This is a genomic window from Flavobacterium fontis, from assembly GCF_900129405.1.
Taxonomy (GTDB): Bacteria; Bacteroidota; Bacteroidia; order Flavobacteriales; family Flavobacteriaceae; genus Flavobacterium; species Flavobacterium fontis.
Genome location: NZ_FQVQ01000006.1, coordinates 74292 through 93679, shown reverse-complemented (window position 1 = coordinate 93679; position 19388 = coordinate 74292). Strand labels below are relative to the sequence as shown.

Sequence of the window (19388 nt, the reverse complement as noted above, 5' to 3'; positions counted from 1 at the left end):
ACGATGATTACCCTTATAGAAGTCAATTCAAAAGTCTTATTTCGCGAATTTGTCACTTTTCCGTTTCGCTTGTACAAAAACGATCCCAATTGGGTACCACCCTTGATTGAGGACGAATTGGCCACCTTGGATGCTACAAAAAATCCCGCCTTTGACCAAGCAGAGGCCTTGTTTTATTTGGCCCAACGCGAGGGGAAAACCGTAGGTCGCATTGCTGCGATTATCAATTGGGAAGAAGTGAACAACCAAAAGAAACGCAAGGTACGCTTCGGATGGTGGGATGTGATTGATGATCTTTCGGTAACGGAAGCACTTTTAGAAAAAGTATATGCTTTGGGAAAAAAACACGACCTCACTTATGTTGAGGGACCGATAGGATTCTCCAATTTGGATAAAGTGGGAGTAGTCACTGAGGGATTTGACCGTTTGGCTTCTATGATAACTTGGTATAATTATCCGTACTATAAAACGCATTTGGAGCAGTTGGGATTTGTGAAAGAAAAAGAATACTTGGAAAATGTATTTTCATTTAAAAATGTCGAAATCGAACCGTACCGAAAAGCGAGTACCTTGATACAAAAACGCTACCAGTTGGTGTGTAAAAATTTCAAAAAAACGGCAGAGATCATGCCTTATGTTGATGAAATGTTTGATTTGTTTAACAAATCGTATGCCTCTTTATCTTCATTTGTAGCCATCAATGCGAAGCAAAAAGAATATTTTAAAAAAAAATATATTGGTCTTATCAAACCCGAGTACATCAAATTTGTTTTCGATAGTGCTGGAAAATTGATTGCTTTTGGAATTGTGATGCCCAATCTATCGGCAGCGATGAAAAAAGCAAATGGGAAATTATTTCCTTTTGGGTTTTATCACTTGTTGAAGGCGCAAAAAAAACATGATGAAGTTTTATTTTATCTCATTGGAGTTGATCCCGAATATCAAAACAAAGGAGTAACTGCTTTAATTTTTGAAGCGTATTATGATTCGTTCCAAAAAAATGGGGTACAAACTTGTGTTCGTACCCCAGAATTGGAGGATAATACGGCCATTCATAACATCTGGAAGAACTTCAACCCAACCGTTTTCCGACGTAGAAGGACCTATAAAAAAGATTTATAATTACTCTCCGAGATAAACAAATCCATTCGCTGCCATATAGGGATTTTGAATGTTTAATGATTCTTGTGACACTCCGCCATTGATGGAAGAAGTGGTATGGGAGTGCGATCCGCTTGACGTGGTTTGCGCCGTATTTGTTGAACCATTCAACAGTTGAAAGGTAATACCCCCAGTGAGATTTAAGTTGTAATTCCCCACCGTACCTGCTCCGTGCGTATGCGCGCCATTGGTAGAAGTCGTTAAGGTTACATCGGGTAATTGATTTTGGGAAATGGTTACCGTTGAGTTTCCACCGTAGCCCCCCAAAGGTTTGCTGACACTCGAACCTACTAATGTTTTATCCGACAAATTAGGAATGCTTTCACCGAATCCAAGGAGCGTAGCCGCTGCTTGTTGAGAAGGAGTTAATGTACTCACAGCACGTCCGTTGAGCAATACCCATCCTTGATGATCCACTGTTTTGAGACTGTATTTCATGTCCCCAAAATCATGCACTTGTTGGTAGATGGCTAACCATTTAACCCCATCATAATAGTAATAGCGGTTGACAGTAGTAAAATACACCAATTGTCCCGCACGATTTCCTGTGGTTGGGAGCGCATCCACTTGAGGAATAGCAATCCCCGCAGCGGCATCAGGCGCGCTTGGATTGGTAGTTCGAACATCTAAATCGGCTTGCGGATCTGTTGTTCCGACACCTACTTGCGCAAAAGATACACTTGCTGCAAAAAAACTGATTAGTAGTAACGTTTGTTTCATGGTCGTTCAATTTTGAAACTCAGAGTTAGGGCTTTTGAGTTGGTTAAACATTATTTTTGTACTGCTTGAAACCATTCGTTCTACACGAGTAGATTGAATTGTTATTAGGGCAAAACGTACTCAAATGTAGAATTATCTTACAAAACTGAGAAATTTTTTATCGGTAAAATACTACAATTTTCGATAAAATGCATAAAAATAGATTATTTGTAAGTCTTTTCTTATAATTATTTATAACAAGAAATGACTTACATATATGGAATAAAAAAATCCACCCCGAAGGATGGATTCGCTATGAATTCGAAAAAAATTTAGTGTTGTGGGTTACGATACATCTACCGTAGTAGCTTCAGCGATTTGTTTGTAGGTTCCGTTTTCTAACTTTTCACGGATCGCTTCAAAAGCTGCTAATGTTTCGTCAATATCTTGTTTGGTATGCGAAGCGGTAGGGATCATGCGGAGTAAAATAATTCCTTTGGGTATAACTGGATACACCACGATAGAAAGGAAAATATTGTAGTTTTCACGCAAATCATTTACCATAACCATCGCCTCTGGAATAGAACCCTCCAAATATACTGGAGTTACACAAGTGTTGGTATCGCCAATATTGAAACCGCGACTTGTTAAACCACTTTGCAAATAATTTACATTCTCCCAAAGTTTGTCTTTCAACTCGGGCATAGTGCGCAACATTTCCAAGCGTTTCAGTGCACCAACGGTCATGATCATTGGCAATGACTTGGCAAACATTTGCGAACGAAGATTGTATTTTAAATAATCAATCACATCTTGGTCGGCAGCTACAAAGGCACCAATACTAGCCATCGACTTGGCAAACGTAGAGAAATAGACATCAATTCCGTCTTGGCATCCTTGCTCCTCTCCAGCTCCAGCTCCTGTTCTTCCTAAAGTTCCAAATCCATGAGCATCGTCGACTAACAATCGGAAATTGTATTTGGACTTCAAGTCGACAATTTCTTTGATTTTTCCTTGTTGCCCACGCATTCCAAAAACACCTTCTGTAATTACGAGAATTCCTCCTCCATTTTCTTCCGCCATTTTGGTTGCCCGTTGCAAGTTTTTTTCCAAACTCTCTACATCATTGTGCTTGTAGGTAAAACGTTTCCCCATGTGCAAACGTACCCCATCAATAATACAACCGTGCGAATCGACGTCGTAAACAATCACATCATTTTTGGTTACCAATGCATCGATAATCGACACCATTCCTTGGTACCCAAAATTCAATAAATAGGCAGCTTCTTTTTGGACAAAAGCCGCTAATTCATTTTGCAATTGTTCGTGTAATGTAGTGTGACCACTCATCATACGTGCCCCCATCGGGTAGGCAGCACCGTATTGTTGTGCGGCTTCAGTATCTACTTTGCGGATTTCGGGATGATTGGCCAAACCTAAGTAATCATTGATACTCCAGTTTAGAATTTCTTTTCCTTGAAACTGCATCCGAGGTCCTAATTCACCTTCCAACTTCGGAAAAACATAATACCCCTCTGCTTGAGAAGCCCATCGCCCTAACGGCCCTTTATTTTGTTGAATTCGTTCAAATAAATCTTTTACCATGATTCAAAACAGGTTATAATCGCTGCAAAAGTAACGATAATCGATTTCTAATCATAGCGCTTTAACACGATTATATCAACAACGTGTCGTTTATAATTCTTGCCGGTACGCCACTATTGCCTCCAACAATTGCGCTTTGTCGACGGGTTTGGTCATATAATGGTTCATCCCCAATTCCCGCACCCGAACTTTGGTCGCTTCCATCACATCGGCCGTGACAGCAATGATCGGAATTGCCGCGGAGTTGATTCCCGATTGTCCCTTTCGAATGGCCTGCGTCGTTTCATAACCATCCATAATAGGCATTTGTAAATCCATTAAAATCAAATTGTATTCTTGACGCGAAAGATAGGTCAGTGCTTCTTCGCCGTGCATGGCATAATCGACCGTTAGATGAGGCCATTTTTTAAAAATCATTTTCAACACCATTTGGTTCATCATATTATCCTCTACGACCAAAAGACGTGTGTCCGACCAATCGCGTTCCTCGGGGGTTGCCACGCGAATAGGCGCCTCGGCTTCAACAATTTCAAGCGGAAAGGTCAACGTACAAACTGTCCCTTGATTGACCAAACTATCCAGGTGTAAGGTACCGTTCATTTGCGTGATTAACGCTTTTACAATGTATAATCCCAATCCTAAACCGCCATATTTCCGTTTGTTATCGATACGCTGCTGGGTAAATGACTCATAGATTTGATCCATTTTGGACTTCGGAATTCCCTCCCCTGTGTCAGAAATAATCCCCTTCACTTGCAAAAGGGTACCCTCAGTAGTGAGTTCTACCCGAAACTTAATCATACCCTCGGCGGTGAATTTGAGGGCATTTTGCAGCAAATTATAGAAAACTTGTCGAATTCGATCGCGATCCCCAACGACTTGGTGTGGCACATTTCCTTCCACAACCCACTGAAAGTCCAATTGCTTCTCAGTAGCGCGGTTTTTAAAATCTTGATGCAAATCGTTGAGCAATTGTTTTAAATCAAAAGGCTGCGGATCTAAGGTCATGGCCTCTTTTTCGATTTTAGAAAAATCCAAAATATCGTTGACCGAACCCAACAAACTGCGGGAATTACTGCGAATGACCTCACATTTTTCACGAATGGTTGGTGCTTCACTTTCTTGCAAAATAGCATCCGAATAGTTCAAAATGGCATTCAGTGGTGTGCGCAGCTCGTGACTAATATTGGATAAAAAATAGGTTTTCATTTCGTTCATCTCTTCCGACTTACGCAAGGCTTCAATTTGCAACTGCTCGCGATCGTCCCGCAACTTTTTTATCAAATTCGCCATCGAAAGCGACAAAAAGATGACCTCCAACCCGGTTCCCAATTTCGAACTGTTTTCGGTGGCAAAACTAACGGGTAAAACACTTAAGTTTTTCAAAATAAACACTACAAATCCCGTGACCAAAGACAAAATACCCAAGGAGAAAAATTGGTAGATCACTCGCGTTCGAAAATAAATGACCCAAAGCGTGAATATAATAAGTAGCAATTCAAACAAACCTGCCAAGTTCATCAAGGGATAGGTGAGATAAAAATAATCGGGTACCCACAGGGTAATCACCATCAATCCCGCTAAGAATACATATAACCCATAAAAAAGACGATTGATGAGGGTACTCACATTCCAAACTTCAAGATAGTACTGGGCATACCGTCCTAAAAAATATCCCGCAATTATGGCAAAGAAAATCACCGCCTTATCGGAAAACCAACCGCCATTTGGTGCCAGGATATAGTGAAAAAAACCATCGACTGAAAATTGCAACATGCCAATAAAAAAGACATACAAGCTGTAATTCAAAAATACCCGTTGTTTCATGGCAAAGAAGAAAAACAAATAGATGATTGCCGACAAAAGCAGCATCCCGTAAAAGAACCCAAAGACCACCTGTTCAAACGCGATGGTGTCCAACAACTGATCGGAACTGCGCAACAACAAAGGCGCATTAATTACCTCCCCGTCACTTTGCAACCGTATCCAATACTGGTATTCTTGATGCGCTGGAAGGGTAATCGTAAACAAGGTTTTTCGCTGCTTTACTGATTTTTGAGAAATAGGAATTCGATCGCCACTTTCCTGAAAAACCACTCTTTTTTTTCCTTCAAAGCCATAGAGCGTAGCTTTATCAATGATGGGGCGAGCGGTTTCTAAATAATAGGAAACAGGATGATTCAATTCATTCTTTATCGAAAATCGCAACCAGTACGTAGCGGTGGTAAACCCCAAATCGGTATTTTCAACCACAAATGGCGTAAACGCACTCAAAGGCAATTGCTGTACTGCTTCTAGGGTTAATTTTGCAGTAGCATCTTTGTAAATTACGGCATGTCGGTGCAAGGATTCTTCTTGAAGTGAAGGCGAAGTAACACGAAATTGTGACCATACCATTCCGCTCCAAAAAAGAGACATAAATCCAAGTACCATACGGAGATTTGGGGAACAACGCATGATGTATTTGATTAGAGTGTGTCTAAATATACGATATTGTAGGTCATTCGGTTTTACGACTCAATTATTTTTTTTAAAAAAAAGCTATTTTACACTGTTTTTTGAGATGTAAAAAAATTGGAAGCTAAATAAAAGTTGGTAGTTTTTGGTTGCTTTTGCCTAGTTTTGAAAGAAAAAAAATGAAACTCGTTTTTGCCTCCAATAATGCTCATAAAATTGCTGAAATTCAAGCCATGTTACCTCCAACCATTGAATTGGTGGGTTTACAAGACATTGGGTGCTTTGAAGATATTCCCGAAACCGCCTTAACCCTCGAGGGGAATGCCCAATTGAAAGCGGATTTTGTTACAGAAAATTATGGACTTCCCTGTTTTGCTGATGATACAGGACTGGAAGTCGAGGCATTAAACGGAGCGCCAGGCGTGTATTCGGCACGGTATGCGGGCGAACAGAAAAATGCGCAAGACAATATGCAAAAGCTCTTGACGGCATTGGAAGACAAAAGCAATCGAAAAGCCCAATTTAAAACGGTTATCGCTTTGAATATCAATGGAAAATCACATCAATTTACGGGTGTAGTACAAGGCGAAATTAGCCATGAAAAAAAAGGAACGCAGGGATTTGGCTACGACCCGATTTTTGTCCCCGAGGGCTTTACGATCAGCTTTGCCGAAATGAATCAAGACGAAAAAGCCCGACTCAGTCACCGCGGAAAAGCAGTGGCGCAGCTAATTGCATTTTTGACCGATAAATAGAGAAAAAACTACATCTTGGGTAGATAAACCCCGTTTTAAAAACGCATTCGTCATTTTTCTTGCAAAATAACTGCATTAATCGCAGTAGAATTTGATGTAATTTATTGAATTTCAAGCCAACTAATCCCGAATGTCCGCTTACTAATCACTTAATAATTAGCTATATCCAATTATTAAGTCTACCTTTGCCCCCGAATTAATACGATCTATGAATAAATTTGAACAATTAGGCCTGAACGCCGCGCTTCTTCAAGCGATTGGCGATATGGGATTTGAAACTCCATCGGAGGTTCAAGAAAAAGCGATTCCTGTGCTTTTGGAACAGGAGACTGACCTTGTGGCTTTGGCCCAAACCGGAACCGGAAAAACAGCAGCCTTTGGCTTTCCGTTACTTCAAAAAATAGATGTCGAGGACCGCAGTACGCAAGCCTTGATTTTATCGCCCACCCGCGAACTTTGTCTCCAAATTACGAACGAACTTAAACAGTACTCCAAATACATCAAAGGACTTCATGTCGTGGCCGTGTATGGGGGCGCAAGCATTACCGAACAAGCCCGTGAAGTAAAACGTGGGGCTCAGGTTATTGTAGCAACTCCCGGACGTATGCAAGACATGATTAACCGTGGATTTGTCAACATTAAAAACATCGCTTACTGCATTTTGGATGAAGCCGATGAAATGTTGAATATGGGATTTTATGACGATATATGTGCTATCCTTTCCGATACCCCCGATGACAAGTCTACTTGGTTATTTTCGGCGACTATGCCTGCCGAGGTGGCGCGCATCGCGAAAAAATTTATGGCCGACCCCGTTGAAATTACTGTGGGTGCAAAAAACTCAGGTACAGCAACGGTTTCCCATGAATTTTATGTAGTCAATGCCCGCGATCGATACGAAGCATTAAAGCGGTTGGCCGATGCCAATCCCGATATTTTCTCGGTAATTTTTTGTCGTACCAAACGCGATACCCAAGCTGTTGCTGAAAAACTTATCGAAGACGGTTACAATGCCGCAGCTTTGCATGGCGACTTGTCACAAGCGCAACGCGACTCGGTGATGAAATCCTTCCGTGGACGACAAATCCAAATGTTGGTTGCTACCGATGTGGCGGCTCGTGGAATTGATGTGGACAACGTTACCCACGTTATCAATTACCAATTACCCGATGAAATTGAAACCTATAACCACCGTTCGGGGCGTACTGGACGTGCTGGAAAATTGGGGACTTCCATTGTAATCATTACCAAATCAGAAGTACGAAAAATCCACACCATCGAGAAAATCATCAAACAAAAGTTTGAAGAAAAAGCGATTCCTAGTGGTATCGAAATCTGCGAAATTCAATTATTGCATTTAGCCAATAAAATTCATGATACCGAAATCGACCATGAAATCGACAATTACCTCCCTGCTATTTACCAGGTTTTTGAAAACCTAAGCAAAGAGGATTTGATTCGTAAAATGGTATCGGTAGAATTTAACCGCTTCTTGAATTACTACAAAAAGAAAAAAGACCTATCGAGCGAACGCAGCAGTGAACGTACGTCGGGCGGTTCAATTAAAGCTGGCGATGCCGTTCGTTATTTTATCAATATCGGAACACGCGATGATTTTGATTGGATGAAATTGAAAGATTTCTTGCGTGAAGCCTTAGATTTAGGACGTGACGATGTTTTCAAAGTCGATGTAAAAGAAGGGTTCTCTTTCTTCAATACCGACGGAGAACATGCTGAACGTGTTATGGATATTTTTAGCAACTTCCAATTGGAAGGCCGAAAAATTAACGTGGAAATCTCTAAAAATGACAACGGTGGACGTAAAAGTGGTCGTGGTGATTTTGGCGGTAAACGCGAACGTCGTGATCGTTTTGCCGACCATTCTGAACGCCGCAGTGAACGCCGTAGCGAAGGACGTTTTGAACCTCGTGGTGAACGCCGTAGTGTTGGTGAAGCAAGACCTTTGGGACGCCGTAGTGATGCGAGTCGCGATCGACAACCCGCCAACAAAGCATTTGAAGCAGCCAAACGCCGCCGTAAAAGTTAGATACAAGCCCTCTTCGGAGGGTTTTTTTTTGAATAAAACTTTGATCCCCCTCAATCCACGATACCTCTCTGTTCCTTAATCCACAAGGCTATGATACTTCTATTGGAGGCTGTGACAGCACAATATAAAAGACACTCCTCTAACGATGGGCTGTTAATTTTCTGATAATCTTTCGATACGAAATTGGAATTCCTGTTAAAATTGCTACTTTTAACACTGAATTTGGTGACCATGCAATACCGCTATTTATTACTTTTCTTTTGTATTTTTCTTGGTGTCTCTGCCCAAACCACCCCTACCGATCGCTTGGTGAAAGGAACTATTGTCAATAGTGCCTCTACCCTACCTGTGGCTAATGTAAATATCATTAATATTAATAAAGTCAAAGGAACACAAACCAATACCAAAGGAGAGTTTGAAATCAATGCTTCCGTCAACGATACACTTCACATCACCATGATTGGATTTCAATCCCTTCGGGTTCGTGTCACCAACGACTGGATAAAAACCGGAACCGCTCGATTGGAACTCACCGAAAAGGCGATTGCGCTTGAAGAAGTAGTGATCCGAAAATACAAGCTCACGGGGTATCTTGAGGTCGACACCAAATTAATTCCCATTGCTGAAAATTATCGCTATAGCATTTCTGGCTTACCACAAGCGTATGAAGCGGGAGAATCCTCCCCCAACGCCTTTACTCGTGTGGTCAACTCGGTATTTAATCCGGCCGATATGCTCTATAATTTCTTTGGAAAAAAACCAAAAGAACTGCGAAAATTACGGGAAATGAAAAAAGATGATACAGTGAAAAATCTTTTAGAAACCAAATACGATCGGGAAACCATTGCTATTCTTTTGGGCGTCGATAAAAAAGATATTGCCGAAATTCTCAGCCGCTGTAGTTACTCGGAAGCCTTTATCGAAACCGCCAACGATTTGCAAATCATGGAAGCCATTAGCCAATGCTATGAGCAGTATAAAGTATTGAGCAAGTCCAAATAATTTCCCTTGCTGCATTTTTTCTCCCTAAATTGCACTACCTTGGGCTCTTAAAATCCTAGACCCATGCGTAAACTCGCTCTTTTTGCTATACTATCGATAGCAATGCTTACCGTTTCTTGTAAATCGCGCACTCAAAAAATGCACGAATTTGTCAATGGTTTTAATCAAACCGCTGCCATGTCCTACAGTGGACTTTCGGGCACCCAAGCCAAAGTAGAAGGTTTGGACGTTATCGAGTTAAATTTGGCTTCCCCTTTGGACATCAACGACCCCACGGCTTCGCAAGCAGCGCAGTTAATGATTTCGGCACTTCCAGCCATGTTTCAACGCGAAGAATCAATGTTGGAACTCATCAACGAGGGCGTTAAGTTTAAAGTTAGAATCATCGACTCCAACGGCCGAATCATCACCGATGCGCTTGTAGATAAACCGTATTTGGATAAAACCCAACAAAGTAGCCCGATCAATGATGGTCAATCGGCTGAAGAAACAGCCATCAACGCCTTGAATGCGAGTTTACCCATGAAATATGAAGATGGAAGTCGCTTGATGAAAATTGAACGCACATCGCGAAACGAACTCACCTATACCTTAGAAATGCCTGCCGACATGCAGGAAATTCTGAAATCACCCAATGCAGAACCTTTGTTGAAAGAGGTACTAAAATCAGATCCCTCTACCCAAAATACGCTCCGCCGTATGCGTGGCCTGGGGATTACTAAAGTCACCTACCAATTAATCACTCCAGAGGGCAAAGCCATTCAATCCATGACATTTAACGCCTCCGAATTTTAAGCGATGGAAAGTAATAATCCTTGGCGTAAAATTCTCACGTTCGGAATTTTGATTTTTGCGCTAGTTCGTATCGCCCTTTTATGCAGCCGAACCCAACAAGCGCCAACCATTTCTCCGGTAAATCAATCGGTAAATAATACCCTTCAAATGCAGCAAGAAAACCTGCAACGGATTCGCGAAACCCAATATGCACAGGCCCCCAAAGCCTTGTATACTCCGTATCAAGAATTGCGTGAAACCGAAGATATTGTGTTGTTGCAACGCGGCATTCAACGGTTGGCTAAAGACAGTTTATTTCCTTTTGACATCAACACAAGTATTCGCTTGACCAAAGAAACAATGTTCCTTACCCATCCGCCAATGCCCATTCGCTTCGGCTTCAAGTCGACCGATAATACAGTTACCTATGTTATTGAATACGAAGGCGAAGAAAAAGGAAATATTTGGCTAAAACAACATCGGGAAGCTTTTAAACTCAGTAAAAAAGAGGCTTCTTCAGAGCGCACCGACCAATTGTTTTACCAATTTCAACAGGAGGATCGAACCTTTAATGGATATGGGGTATCAACCACCGATCAGGGAGTAACCACACTGATGGTCGTTGAAAGTCCAAAACTAACATCAGCCCAACTCCAAACACACTTTCTTATGTTTGCGTTGACGAATTTTGTGAAGGTTCAAAAGAAGGAGGCTGCGAATAACGTTCCATAATTCGTGCCACATCTTTGATTGAATTTTGGGTCCATTGCATTCGATAATGCAGGCGTTCCTCGGGGGTTAATGACCATGCGATTTCCGATTGGCGCAATCGTGACGTAAGGTCTTGAATAACAATCGCAGCGGAAACCGAAATATTTAAACTTTCTGTAAATCCAACCATTGGAATCTTTAAAAATCCATCGGCTTGTGCCAGAATTTCAGGAGATAAGCCTTCTTTTTCTGTCCCAAAAAAAAGGGCTGACCGTTGGGAGATATCAAATTCATGCAGCAGACAGGAATCGTTGTGCGGTGTGGTGGCGATAATTTGATACCCTTGTGAACGCAACTTTTCGATGCATGAGGTTACAGAATTATACCGCTGCACATCGACCCATTTTTGTGCCCCCATGGCAATTTCTCGATCGATTCGCTTGCCAAACTTTTGTTCGATAACATGCAACTGCTGCACGCCAAATACTTCACAACTACGCATTACGGCACTGGTATTGTGCAATTGATACACGTCTTCCATCGCAATAGTAATGTGATTGGTGCGGGAAGCCAATATCTTTTGAAACTTTTCTTTGCGTTCTTCGGTTAAAAACCCCTCGAGATAGGTTAACAAGTTCAAATCGACCATGGGTATTTTTTTAGCTAAAATACAATAAGGAAGTTGAAATAAAAATGAAGTACTGTTCGCAAAGCGTAAACTTTGTAAGGCAATAGATTTTTGATCGTTGTTGTATCTTTACAATTAACTTCCTACTTTGCGTTAACCAATCCATGAATCCGATCCAAAAAACAACGCACCCTCTACTGTATCCAGCACTCATAACTCATAACTCATAATTCATAACTCATAATTCATAATTACAATTGAAAACACTTACCGTTTTAACAGGTGCCGGTATTTCGGCAGAAAGTGGAATTGCCACATTTCGCGATGCCAATGGTCTTTGGGAAGGTCATGACGTTATGGAAGTGGCTACTCCCGAGGGATTTGGACGTAATCCCGAATTGGTTTTGGAATTTTACAACCAACGACGACGGCAATTGCATACCGTACACCCCAATTTTGGACACGCCACTTTGGCCGCGATGGAGCAGGACTATCGGATACATATCGTTACGCAAAATGTGGATGACTTGCATGAAAGGGCGGGCAGTTCGCATGTTTTACACCTGCATGGTGAACTATTAAAAGTGCGATCGACCCAAGACCCCAATTACATCATCGACTGGCCGGGTGATTTGCATTGGGGTGATATAGATCAAAAGGGAGCACAACTGCGTCCTCATATCGTTTGGTTTGGTGAGGAGGTTCCTGCACTTGAACAAGCCCTACACTATGTACAACAAGCGGATGCCGTTGTCGTGATAGGAACGTCCTTGCAAGTGTATCCTGCGGCGGGACTTATTCACTATGCGCGACCGGGTGTTCCATTGTTTTATATTGACCCCAAACCCGCTTCCCTGTATGATGTGGCTAATCCGTTGGAAATCATTTCAGAATCGGCTACAATAGGCGTTCCCCTGCTTTGGGAAAAGTTAAAAAAAGTACTGTGATCGCTTGGCGTTTCCGAAATCAAATCCGTAATTTTGCGCCTTAACAACACAACCTATGTCACTTACTGCACTGAACGCCATATCGCCCATAGACGGACGTTATCGTAAAGTTACCCAACCGCTTGCTGCGTATTTTTCGGAAGAAGCGTTAATCAAATACCGTGTTCTTGTGGAAATCGAGTATTTTATTGCTTTGTGTGAAGCGGGTATTCCACAATTGAAGGACGTTAATCCATCGGTTTTTCCAAGTCTTCGGGAGTTGTACAACGAATTTACAACGGAAGATGCCTTGTGGATTAAGGAAACTGAAAAAACGACCAACCATGATGTTAAAGCCGTTGAATATTTTATCAAACATAAATTTGACGCCTTAGGTTTAGACCCCTTCAAAGAATTCATTCACTTTGGACTGACCTCGCAAGACATCAATAATACAGCTATTCCACTCTCGACAAAACAGGCTTTTGAGAAAGTATATTTGCCTTCGTTAATTGCAGTTATCGCCAAACTTAAACAGTTGTCGATGGAATGGCATGATGTACCTATGTTGGCGCGTACCCATGGGCAACCCGCTTCTCCTACCCGCTTGGGTAAAGAGATTTTGGTGTTTGTGGAACGATTGGAAGAACAAATGCGATTGCTGTTTAATGTTCCTTTTGCCGCTAAATTTGGGGGAGCTACTGGAAATTACAACGCGCATCGTGTAGCCTATCCGAATACGGACTGGAAAAATTTTGGTACCAATTTCGTGGAAGGCATTTTGGGGTTACACCATTCGTTTCCTACCACACAAATTGAGCATTACGACCATTTTGCTGCTTTTTTTGATGCGTTAAAGCGAATTAATACGATATTAATTGATTTGGATCGCGATCTCTGGACGTATGTGTCGATGGATTATTTTAAGCAAAAAATCAAAGCCGGTGAAATTGGATCTTCAGCTATGCCGCACAAGGTGAATCCGATTGATTTTGAAAATTCAGAAGGGAACTTAGGGATAGCCAATGCGCTATTTGAACATTTAGCCGCCAAATTACCCATTTCTCGATTGCAACGGGATTTGACCGATAGTACCGTTTTGCGCAACGTGGGCGTCCCCTTGGGCCATACCCTTATCGCCTTTGAAGCTACATTAAAAGGGTTGAACAAGTTATTATTGAACGAAGCCAAATTAGCCGAAGATTTGGAAAACAACTGGGCTGTGGTAGCTGAGGCTATACAAACGATTCTACGTCGGGAAGGGTATCCGAATCCGTATGAAGCCTTAAAAGATTTAACCCGAACCAACAGTGCCATTAACCAAGAATCTATTCAAGCGTTTATACAAACCTTACAAGTAAATGATGCTGTCAAAGCCGAATTACTGGCCATTACACCGAGTAATTACTTGGGAATATGAGGGGTGTTATGAATTATAAATTATAAATTATAAATTTTAAATGAACGGCTTACTGAGGTGAGCCGTTTTTTTGTTTTTGGACTTACTTTTCTCATTACTTCAAGGAAAGAAAAAAATAGCGCATCTTATTTTGAAAAGATACGCCATCCTATTATTATTTTATCGGGAATAATTCGGGGCTTCTTTGGTAATAGTCACGTTGTGCGGGTGACTTTCGCCGATGCCGCTGGCGGTAATACGCACAAAACGCCCGTTTTCTTGTAGGGTTGGAATGTCTTTGGCACCACAATACCCCATACCAGCCCGCAATCCGCCTATAAATTGCTGCATACTTTCGTTGAGTTCGCCTTTGTAAGGCACGCGACCTACAATACCTTCGGGAACTAGTTTTTTTACATCATCTTCTACGTCTTGGAAATAACGGTCTTTCGAACCTTCTTGCATGGCTTCAACCGAACCCATACCGCGGTAGGATTTGAATTTACGACCTTCAAATATGATGGTTTCCCCAGGAGATTCTTTGGTTCCCGCCAATAACGACCCGAGCATTACACAATCGGCTCCTGCTGCAATGGCTTTGGGAATATCGCCGGTATAACGAACTCCACCGTCGGCAATCACGGGAACACCTGTGCCGCGAAGAGCAGCCGCTACTTCTAGCACAGCAGAAAACTGTGGAAATCCCACACCTGCAACTACGCGCGTGGTACAAATAGAACCCGGACCGATACCCACTTTTACCGCATCGGCGCCATTTTCAACCAAAAATAAGGCAGCCTCAGGCGTGGCAATATTTCCGACTACAACGTCCAATTGCGGGAATTTAGTTTTTACTTCTTTTAAGATACGGATAACCCCTTGTGAATGACCGTGGGCGGTATCGATTACAATAGCATCAACGCCTGCATTTACTAAAGCGGTGGCACGATCCAAAGCATCGCCTGTAACGCCTATCGCGGCCGCTACTCGCAACCGACCCAAGGCATCTTTATTGGCATTGGGTTTCTGAATTAATTTGGTGATATCGCGGAAGGTGATTAAACCAATCAACTTATTTTGACCGTCAACAACCGGCAACTTTTCAATTTTATTTTCTTGTAAAATACTTTCTGCCTCCATTAGGGTTGTTCCTTGTGCCGCCGTAACTAAGTTGTCTGACGTCATCACTTCCAAAATAGAGCGGCTATTCACTTTTTCAAAACGCAAATCACGATTGGTCACAATTCCTTTCAACAAGCCTTGTTCATCGACCACGGGAATCCCACCAATACCGTACTCTTTCATCGCCATTTTGGCATCACCAACCGTAGCAGAAAGGGGTAACGTCACCGGATCAATAATCATCCCACTTTCGGCACGTTTTACTTTACGCACCTTGGCTGCTTGTTGTTCGATGGTCATGTTTTTATGCAAAACACCAATCCCCCCTTCTTGCGCCATCGCTATAGCCATAGCACTTTCGGTCACGGTATCCATCGCCGCAGAAACTACGGGAACATTTAGGGTAATATTTCGGGTGAATTTGGATTGAATATTGACCTCGCGGGGAAGCACTTCAGAGTATCCAGGAATGAGCAGAACATCGTCGTAAGTTAATCCCTCACCAACGATTTTGGTAGTATGTGCCTTCATGTTGCAATTTAGTTGTTGTTGTTAAATTGCATGCAAATGTAGGGCTTTTATTTGAGGAAAAGGTTTAAAATTTGTTATTTGTTTCAGGTTTAAAGTTTCAGGTTACAGGTTAGTCTAACTTGAAACATGAAACCTGAAACCTGAAACCTGAAACTTGAAACCTCTAATGAAACTCCCCAAACACGCGTGATGCGACATTATAGGCGCTTTCAAAACTCATCGGACTCAATCCGGTGTGGGCTTTGACAGCCGTGAAATAGGAAAGCATTTTCTCGGTAGGCATGTTGCCTGTGAGGTCGTCTTTGGCCATGGGGCATCCGCCAAAACCTTGAATGGCACCATCAAAACGACGGCAACCTGCTTTGTATGCTGCATCTACTTTTTCATACCACTTGTCGGGTGTGGTATGCAAATGTGCTCCAAACTCGACATTGGGGTATTTTGGAATGAGATTACTGAACAAATACGTAATTACTTCGGGGGTAGAACTCCCAATGGTATCCGACAATGACAAAATTGTGACACCCATTTGCGCCAAGCGCTCCGTCCACTCCCCTACGATTTCTACATTCCAAGGGTCGCCATACGGATTGCCAAAGCCCATCGATAAATAAGCTACTACTTCTTTTTGGGAAGCCTGTGCAATTTCCAGAATTTCTTGCAACGTGACTAAACTTTCTGCAATGGTTTTGTGGGTATTGCGCATTTGAAAATTTTCCGAAATCGAAAAAGGAAAACCGAGGTACTGAATTTCTTGATGCTCCGCTGCATTTAGGGCGCCTTGTGTATTGGCGATTATGGCGAGGAGTTTACTGCGCGTTTGACTTAAATCCAATCGGGCCAAAACCTCAGCCGTGTCTTGCATTTGCGGAATGGCTTTAGGAGAAACAAAACTTCCGAAGTCTAGGGTATCAAACCCGACCCGCAGTAGCGCTTGAAGGTAATTGACTTTGACCTCTGTAGGAATAAACGTTTTGATGCCTTGCATGGCATCCCGTGGACATTCGATAAGTTTTACTGTTTCCATCCGAGGCCAAATATAATAAAGAAAACGTTTTCGTAAAGGAAATTAACGCATCCGTGCTAACAAGGCTTGATTGATCGCCTTTACTAAAGATGGTCCTTCATAAATAAACCCCGTATACAATTGCACCAAACTCGCTCCCGCATCCAATTTATCCAAGGCGTCTTGGGCCGAATGTATGCCTCCCACCCCAATAATTGGAAAGGAACCGTTGCTTTTTTCATGTAAAAAACGAATAACTTCAGTCGCACGATGGGTCAAGGGTTTGCCCGAAAGTCCACCCATTTCTGACTTATTCGGCGAACACAAGCCCTCACGAGACAACGTTGTATTGGTAGCAATCACCCCTGCGATATGGGTATCTTGCACAATTTCGATAATATCCAACAACTGCTCGTTGGTCAAATCGGGTGCAATTTTTAATAGAATAGGCTTGGGCAGCGGACGCTTTTGATTCTCCGTTTGCAAGGTGGCTAAAAGTTCGGTCAAGGGTTTTTTATCCTGAAGTTCGCGCAGGTTGGGCGTATTGGGCGAACTCACATTCACCACAAAATAATCCACATAGGGGAATAAGGCTTCGAAACAGATTTTGTAATCGGAAACCGCCTCATCGTTGGGGGTCACTTTATTTTTTCCAATATTACCCCCAATAAGAACGCCTTTATTTTTCTTCAATCGTGCAACGGCTTCTTGCACACCGCCGTTGTTAAACCCCATTCGGTTGATAATGGCTTCGTCTTCACGCAATCGAAACAATCGTTTTTTGGGATTCCCTTCTTGTCCCACGGGCGTCAGTGTCCCAATTTCGATAAATCCAAATCCGAAGTCGGACAACTCATTAAACAACTTCGCATCTTTATCAAAACCAGCGGCTAATCCTACTGGATTCTTGAATTTTAATCCAAAGACTTCCCGTTCGAGTCGCGGATCATTGACGTCATAAAGCGCTCGGCAAAGTCGGGAAAATCCTGGAAGCTTCGCGAGTATTTTTATCCATTTAAAGGTAAAATGGTGAACATTTTCAGGATCGAAACGGAAGAGTATCGGACGAATAAGAATGCGGTACATGGTTGTGTTGTTGTGTGGCACAAAGATACAATTCGATTTGAACTTTTCAGGCTCCCTTAGAATTTTCCCTATTTTTGCGATGAAAAATAAAGGGGATGAACATCAAACTTTTGGCCGTTGGAAAAACCGACAACAAGCAATTGCAACAATTGATGGAGGACTATCAAAAGCGGTTGTCGTTTTACATCAAATTTGAATTGGAGATTTTACCCGACATCAAAAATGCCAAAAACTTATCGGAAGCCCAGCAAAAAGAAAAGGAAGGCGAATTGATTTTGTCGAAAGTCGGTCCTGGGGAGGAATTAATCTTGTTGGATGAAAACGGAAAATCCTATACGAGTGTGGGTTTTTCTGAATTTTTACAAAAAAAGATGAATGCCGGACTCAAAACGCTCGTCTTTGTGATTGGCGGCCCCTATGGTTTTAGTGAAACGGTGTACCAAAAAGCCCAGGGTAAAGTTGCCTTATCGGCTATGACGTTTTCCCATCAAATGGTGCGTTTATTTTTTATTGAGCAATTGTACCGCGGCTTTACGATTTTAAAAGGTGAGCCGTATCATCATCAGTAAAAGTTTTTTTACTGTCGATCAAACACCACCTCCATTTTTGTCACGCCCTCAGTATTGTATTTCAAAATACGATTGGGCTGGTTATATAGTTCCCATTGGTCATTAACCATAAATTTTAGTTCGGTTTGTAAATAACCCGTTTTGGAGGTAAACGTCACACGGTAGACCGAATCGGCAATAATGGGCTCGAGTGCTAACGGTTGCTGCCATGACAACGGATTGCCACTACCGTAAACTCCAATTGTGGTTACCGTTTGTTTTTTTGGCAAACGCAAGGTGAGTTCAACTTTACGTTCATAAGCTTTTTGGACACACGACACCAAAGTCAGGGCAAGAATAAAGAAGAATGCGAAATTTTTCATAGCGTTTTGTTTTTAGTGAGTAAATAATCGATACCAAAGCGGCCACTGCCCAACATCATACAGTACAAGGCCACCCAAAAGAAATGCATAGCGGGCAATTGTTGCCAAAGTTCTTCGCCGGCATGTTGGACAAAAGCTGCGACTAACATAGTTACCGCAATGAGAAAAGAGAAAATACGGGTTTGAAATCCGAGGATCAAAGCCAAACCGCCAACCGCTTCACTGAAGGCCCCCAACCAAGCGAAAATTGCGGGGCAAAGTGAAAAAACACCACCGTATTCATTAATGTCGTTGGGGAACCAAAAAGCGACTTCAAAGAAACCGAGGTTATTCTCGGGCGGACTCCAAGGCAGTCCAAATTTGGCGGCACCAAAATTAAAGGCAAGATGATAGCCACAATAGATTCTCGGAATCCATAACAACGCATCTTGCCATACGTAGCGTTGTAGTGTGGGTCGGGTAAGGTGTAAAAGAAATGTTTTCATGCGTTCTGAATTTTGAGCAAAGTTGCCCTGAAATTCAGACCTGCGCGCTTCAGATTATAATTT

Annotated in this window: 18 protein-coding genes; 9 read left to right on the top strand and 9 right to left on the bottom strand. The window is 42.2% G+C overall.

Translation table 11 applies throughout. From position 1 onward, the window contains the following. Window positions 1-3: 3 nt before the first annotated feature. Window positions 4-1122: a GTP cyclohydrolase gene (locus tag BUC17_RS06845; protein WP_073362855.1), complete on the top strand. Its 1119-nt coding sequence runs from the start codon at window positions 4-6 to the stop codon at window positions 1120-1122. On the opposite strand, the gene BUC17_RS06840 is transcribed toward BUC17_RS06845, so the two are convergent. The 3 genes from BUC17_RS06840 to BUC17_RS06830 all read right to left on the bottom strand — a co-directional run bounded on the left by BUC17_RS06840 (window position 1123) and on the right by BUC17_RS06830 (window position 5922). Then, entirely contained in the window at window positions 1123-1881 is a 759-nt protein-coding gene (locus BUC17_RS06840; RefSeq protein ID WP_073362854.1) for a hypothetical protein, read from the bottom strand. A gap of 324 nt (window positions 1882-2205) precedes the next feature. Continuing rightward, entirely contained in the window at window positions 2206-3465 is a 1260-nt protein-coding gene (locus BUC17_RS06835) for a cysteate-C-fatty acyltransferase (protein WP_073362852.1), read from the bottom strand. A gap of 90 nt (window positions 3466-3555) precedes the next feature. Beyond that, window positions 3556-5922, bottom strand: a complete 2367-nt coding sequence (locus tag BUC17_RS06830) for a hybrid sensor histidine kinase/response regulator (protein WP_073362851.1) — start codon at window positions 5920-5922, stop codon at window positions 3556-3558. Between the two features lie 179 nt (window positions 5923-6101). On the opposite strand from BUC17_RS06830, the gene BUC17_RS06825 reads away from it, so the two are divergent. The 5 genes from BUC17_RS06825 (at window position 6102) to BUC17_RS06805 (ending at window position 11232) form a co-directional block, all read left to right on the top strand. Next, window positions 6102-6677: a non-canonical purine NTP diphosphatase gene (locus BUC17_RS06825; RefSeq protein ID WP_073362849.1), complete on the top strand. Its 576-nt coding sequence runs from the start codon at window positions 6102-6104 to the stop codon at window positions 6675-6677. A 208-nt stretch (window positions 6678-6885) separates the two neighbouring features. Further along, window positions 6886-8724: a DEAD/DEAH box helicase gene (locus tag BUC17_RS06820; protein ID WP_073362848.1), complete on the top strand. Its 1839-nt coding sequence runs from the start codon at window positions 6886-6888 to the stop codon at window positions 8722-8724. Window positions 8725-8955: 231 nt separating this feature from the next. Further along, a complete protein-coding gene (locus BUC17_RS06815) occupies window positions 8956-9726 on the top strand; it encodes a carboxypeptidase-like regulatory domain-containing protein (RefSeq protein WP_073362846.1) in 771 nt (256 codons plus the stop codon). A gap of 63 nt (window positions 9727-9789) precedes the next feature. Continuing rightward, window positions 9790-10521 carry a hypothetical protein gene (locus BUC17_RS06810; protein ID WP_143161741.1) on the top strand — a complete coding sequence of 244 codons (732 nt, stop codon included), beginning with the start codon at window positions 9790-9792 and terminating at the stop codon, window positions 10519-10521. Between the two features lie 3 nt (window positions 10522-10524). Further along, entirely contained in the window at window positions 10525-11232 is a 708-nt protein-coding gene (locus BUC17_RS06805; protein WP_073362843.1) for a hypothetical protein, read from the top strand. On the opposite strand, the gene BUC17_RS06800 is transcribed toward BUC17_RS06805, so the two are convergent. Next, window positions 11168-11860, bottom strand: a complete 693-nt coding sequence (locus tag BUC17_RS06800) for a TrmH family RNA methyltransferase (RefSeq protein ID WP_073362842.1) — start codon at window positions 11858-11860, stop codon at window positions 11168-11170. The genes BUC17_RS06805 and BUC17_RS06800 overlap by 65 nt on opposite strands. 236 nt (window positions 11861-12096) lie before the next feature. Here BUC17_RS06800 and BUC17_RS06795 point away from each other — a divergent pair, with 236 nt between their 5' ends. Together BUC17_RS06795 and purB are read left to right on the top strand one after the other, a co-directional pair. Continuing rightward, complete coding sequence (locus tag BUC17_RS06795) at window positions 12097-12786, top strand: SIR2 family NAD-dependent protein deacylase (protein WP_073362840.1); 690 nt, start codon at window positions 12097-12099, stop codon at window positions 12784-12786. Window positions 12787-12841: 55 nt separating this feature from the next. Continuing rightward, on the top strand, window positions 12842-14185 hold the full coding sequence (gene purB, locus BUC17_RS06790; protein ID WP_073362838.1) for an adenylosuccinate lyase: 1344 nt from the start codon (window positions 12842-12844) through the stop codon (window positions 14183-14185). A gap of 159 nt (window positions 14186-14344) precedes the next feature. Here the strand turns inward: purB and guaB are convergent, their stop codons facing one another. The 3 genes from guaB to BUC17_RS06775 form a co-directional block, all read right to left on the bottom strand. Continuing rightward, window positions 14345-15817, bottom strand: coding sequence for an IMP dehydrogenase (guaB, locus tag BUC17_RS06785; protein WP_073362837.1), 1473 nt, complete (start codon window positions 15815-15817; stop codon window positions 14345-14347). Between the two features lie 163 nt (window positions 15818-15980). Then, entirely contained in the window at window positions 15981-16844 is an 864-nt protein-coding gene (locus BUC17_RS06780; protein ID WP_073362835.1) for a hydroxymethylglutaryl-CoA lyase, read from the bottom strand. A gap of 42 nt (window positions 16845-16886) precedes the next feature. After that, window positions 16887-17909: a quinone-dependent dihydroorotate dehydrogenase gene (locus BUC17_RS06775; RefSeq protein ID WP_073362834.1), complete on the bottom strand. Its 1023-nt coding sequence runs from the start codon at window positions 17907-17909 to the stop codon at window positions 16887-16889. Window positions 17910-18004: 95 nt separating this feature from the next. On the opposite strand from BUC17_RS06775, the gene rlmH reads away from it, so the two are divergent. Further along, window positions 18005-18478: a 23S rRNA (pseudouridine(1915)-N(3))-methyltransferase RlmH gene (gene rlmH / locus BUC17_RS06770; protein WP_073362832.1), complete on the top strand. Its 474-nt coding sequence runs from the start codon at window positions 18005-18007 to the stop codon at window positions 18476-18478. 8 nt (window positions 18479-18486) lie between these two features. On the opposite strand, the gene BUC17_RS06765 is transcribed toward rlmH, so the two are convergent. Further along, window positions 18487-18840 carry a hypothetical protein gene (locus tag BUC17_RS06765; RefSeq protein WP_073362831.1) on the bottom strand — a complete coding sequence of 118 codons (354 nt, stop codon included), beginning with the start codon at window positions 18838-18840 and terminating at the stop codon, window positions 18487-18489. After that, complete coding sequence (locus BUC17_RS06760; protein WP_073362829.1) at window positions 18837-19325, bottom strand: DoxX family protein; 489 nt, start codon at window positions 19323-19325, stop codon at window positions 18837-18839. The genes BUC17_RS06765 and BUC17_RS06760 overlap by 4 nt, the downstream gene beginning before the upstream one ends. Window positions 19326-19388 lie beyond the last annotated feature (63 nt).

Excerpts from the sequence above, each read along its gene's own strand:
- rlmH (WP_073362832.1), top strand. The coding sequence starts at position 18,005 with ATGAACATCAAACTTTTGGCCGTTGGAAAAACCGACAACAAGCAATTG.
- BUC17_RS06810 (WP_143161741.1), top strand. The coding sequence starts at position 9,790 with ATGCGTAAACTCGCTCTTTTTGCTATACTATCGATAGCAATGCTTACC.
- BUC17_RS06815 (WP_073362846.1), top strand. The coding sequence starts at position 8,956 with ATGCAATACCGCTATTTATTACTTTTCTTTTGTATTTTTCTTGGTGTC.
- BUC17_RS06830 (WP_073362851.1), bottom strand. The coding sequence starts at position 5,922 with ATGCGTTGTTCCCCAAATCTCCGTATGGTACTTGGATTTATGTCTCTT.
- BUC17_RS06805 (WP_073362843.1), top strand. The coding sequence starts at position 10,525 with ATGGAAAGTAATAATCCTTGGCGTAAAATTCTCACGTTCGGAATTTTG.
- guaB (WP_073362837.1), bottom strand. The coding sequence starts at position 15,817 with ATGAAGGCACATACTACCAAAATCGTTGGTGAGGGATTAACTTACGAC.
- BUC17_RS06820 (WP_073362848.1), top strand. The coding sequence starts at position 6,886 with ATGAATAAATTTGAACAATTAGGCCTGAACGCCGCGCTTCTTCAAGCG.
- BUC17_RS06765 (WP_073362831.1), bottom strand. The coding sequence starts at position 18,840 with ATGAAAAATTTCGCATTCTTCTTTATTCTTGCCCTGACTTTGGTGTCG.
- BUC17_RS06800 (WP_073362842.1), bottom strand. The coding sequence starts at position 11,860 with ATGGTCGATTTGAACTTGTTAACCTATCTCGAGGGGTTTTTAACCGAA.
- BUC17_RS06775 (WP_073362834.1), bottom strand. The coding sequence starts at position 17,909 with ATGTACCGCATTCTTATTCGTCCGATACTCTTCCGTTTCGATCCTGAA.
- BUC17_RS06760 (WP_073362829.1), bottom strand. The coding sequence starts at position 19,325 with ATGAAAACATTTCTTTTACACCTTACCCGACCCACACTACAACGCTAC.
- BUC17_RS06780 (WP_073362835.1), bottom strand. The coding sequence starts at position 16,844 with ATGGAAACAGTAAAACTTATCGAATGTCCACGGGATGCCATGCAAGGC.
- BUC17_RS06845 (WP_073362855.1), top strand. The coding sequence starts at position 4 with ATGATTACCCTTATAGAAGTCAATTCAAAAGTCTTATTTCGCGAATTT.
- BUC17_RS06835 (WP_073362852.1), bottom strand. The coding sequence starts at position 3,465 with ATGGTAAAAGATTTATTTGAACGAATTCAACAAAATAAAGGGCCGTTA.
- BUC17_RS06840 (WP_073362854.1), bottom strand. The coding sequence starts at position 1,881 with ATGAAACAAACGTTACTACTAATCAGTTTTTTTGCAGCAAGTGTATCT.
- BUC17_RS06825 (WP_073362849.1), top strand. The coding sequence starts at position 6,102 with ATGAAACTCGTTTTTGCCTCCAATAATGCTCATAAAATTGCTGAAATT.
- purB (WP_073362838.1), top strand. The coding sequence starts at position 12,842 with ATGTCACTTACTGCACTGAACGCCATATCGCCCATAGACGGACGTTAT.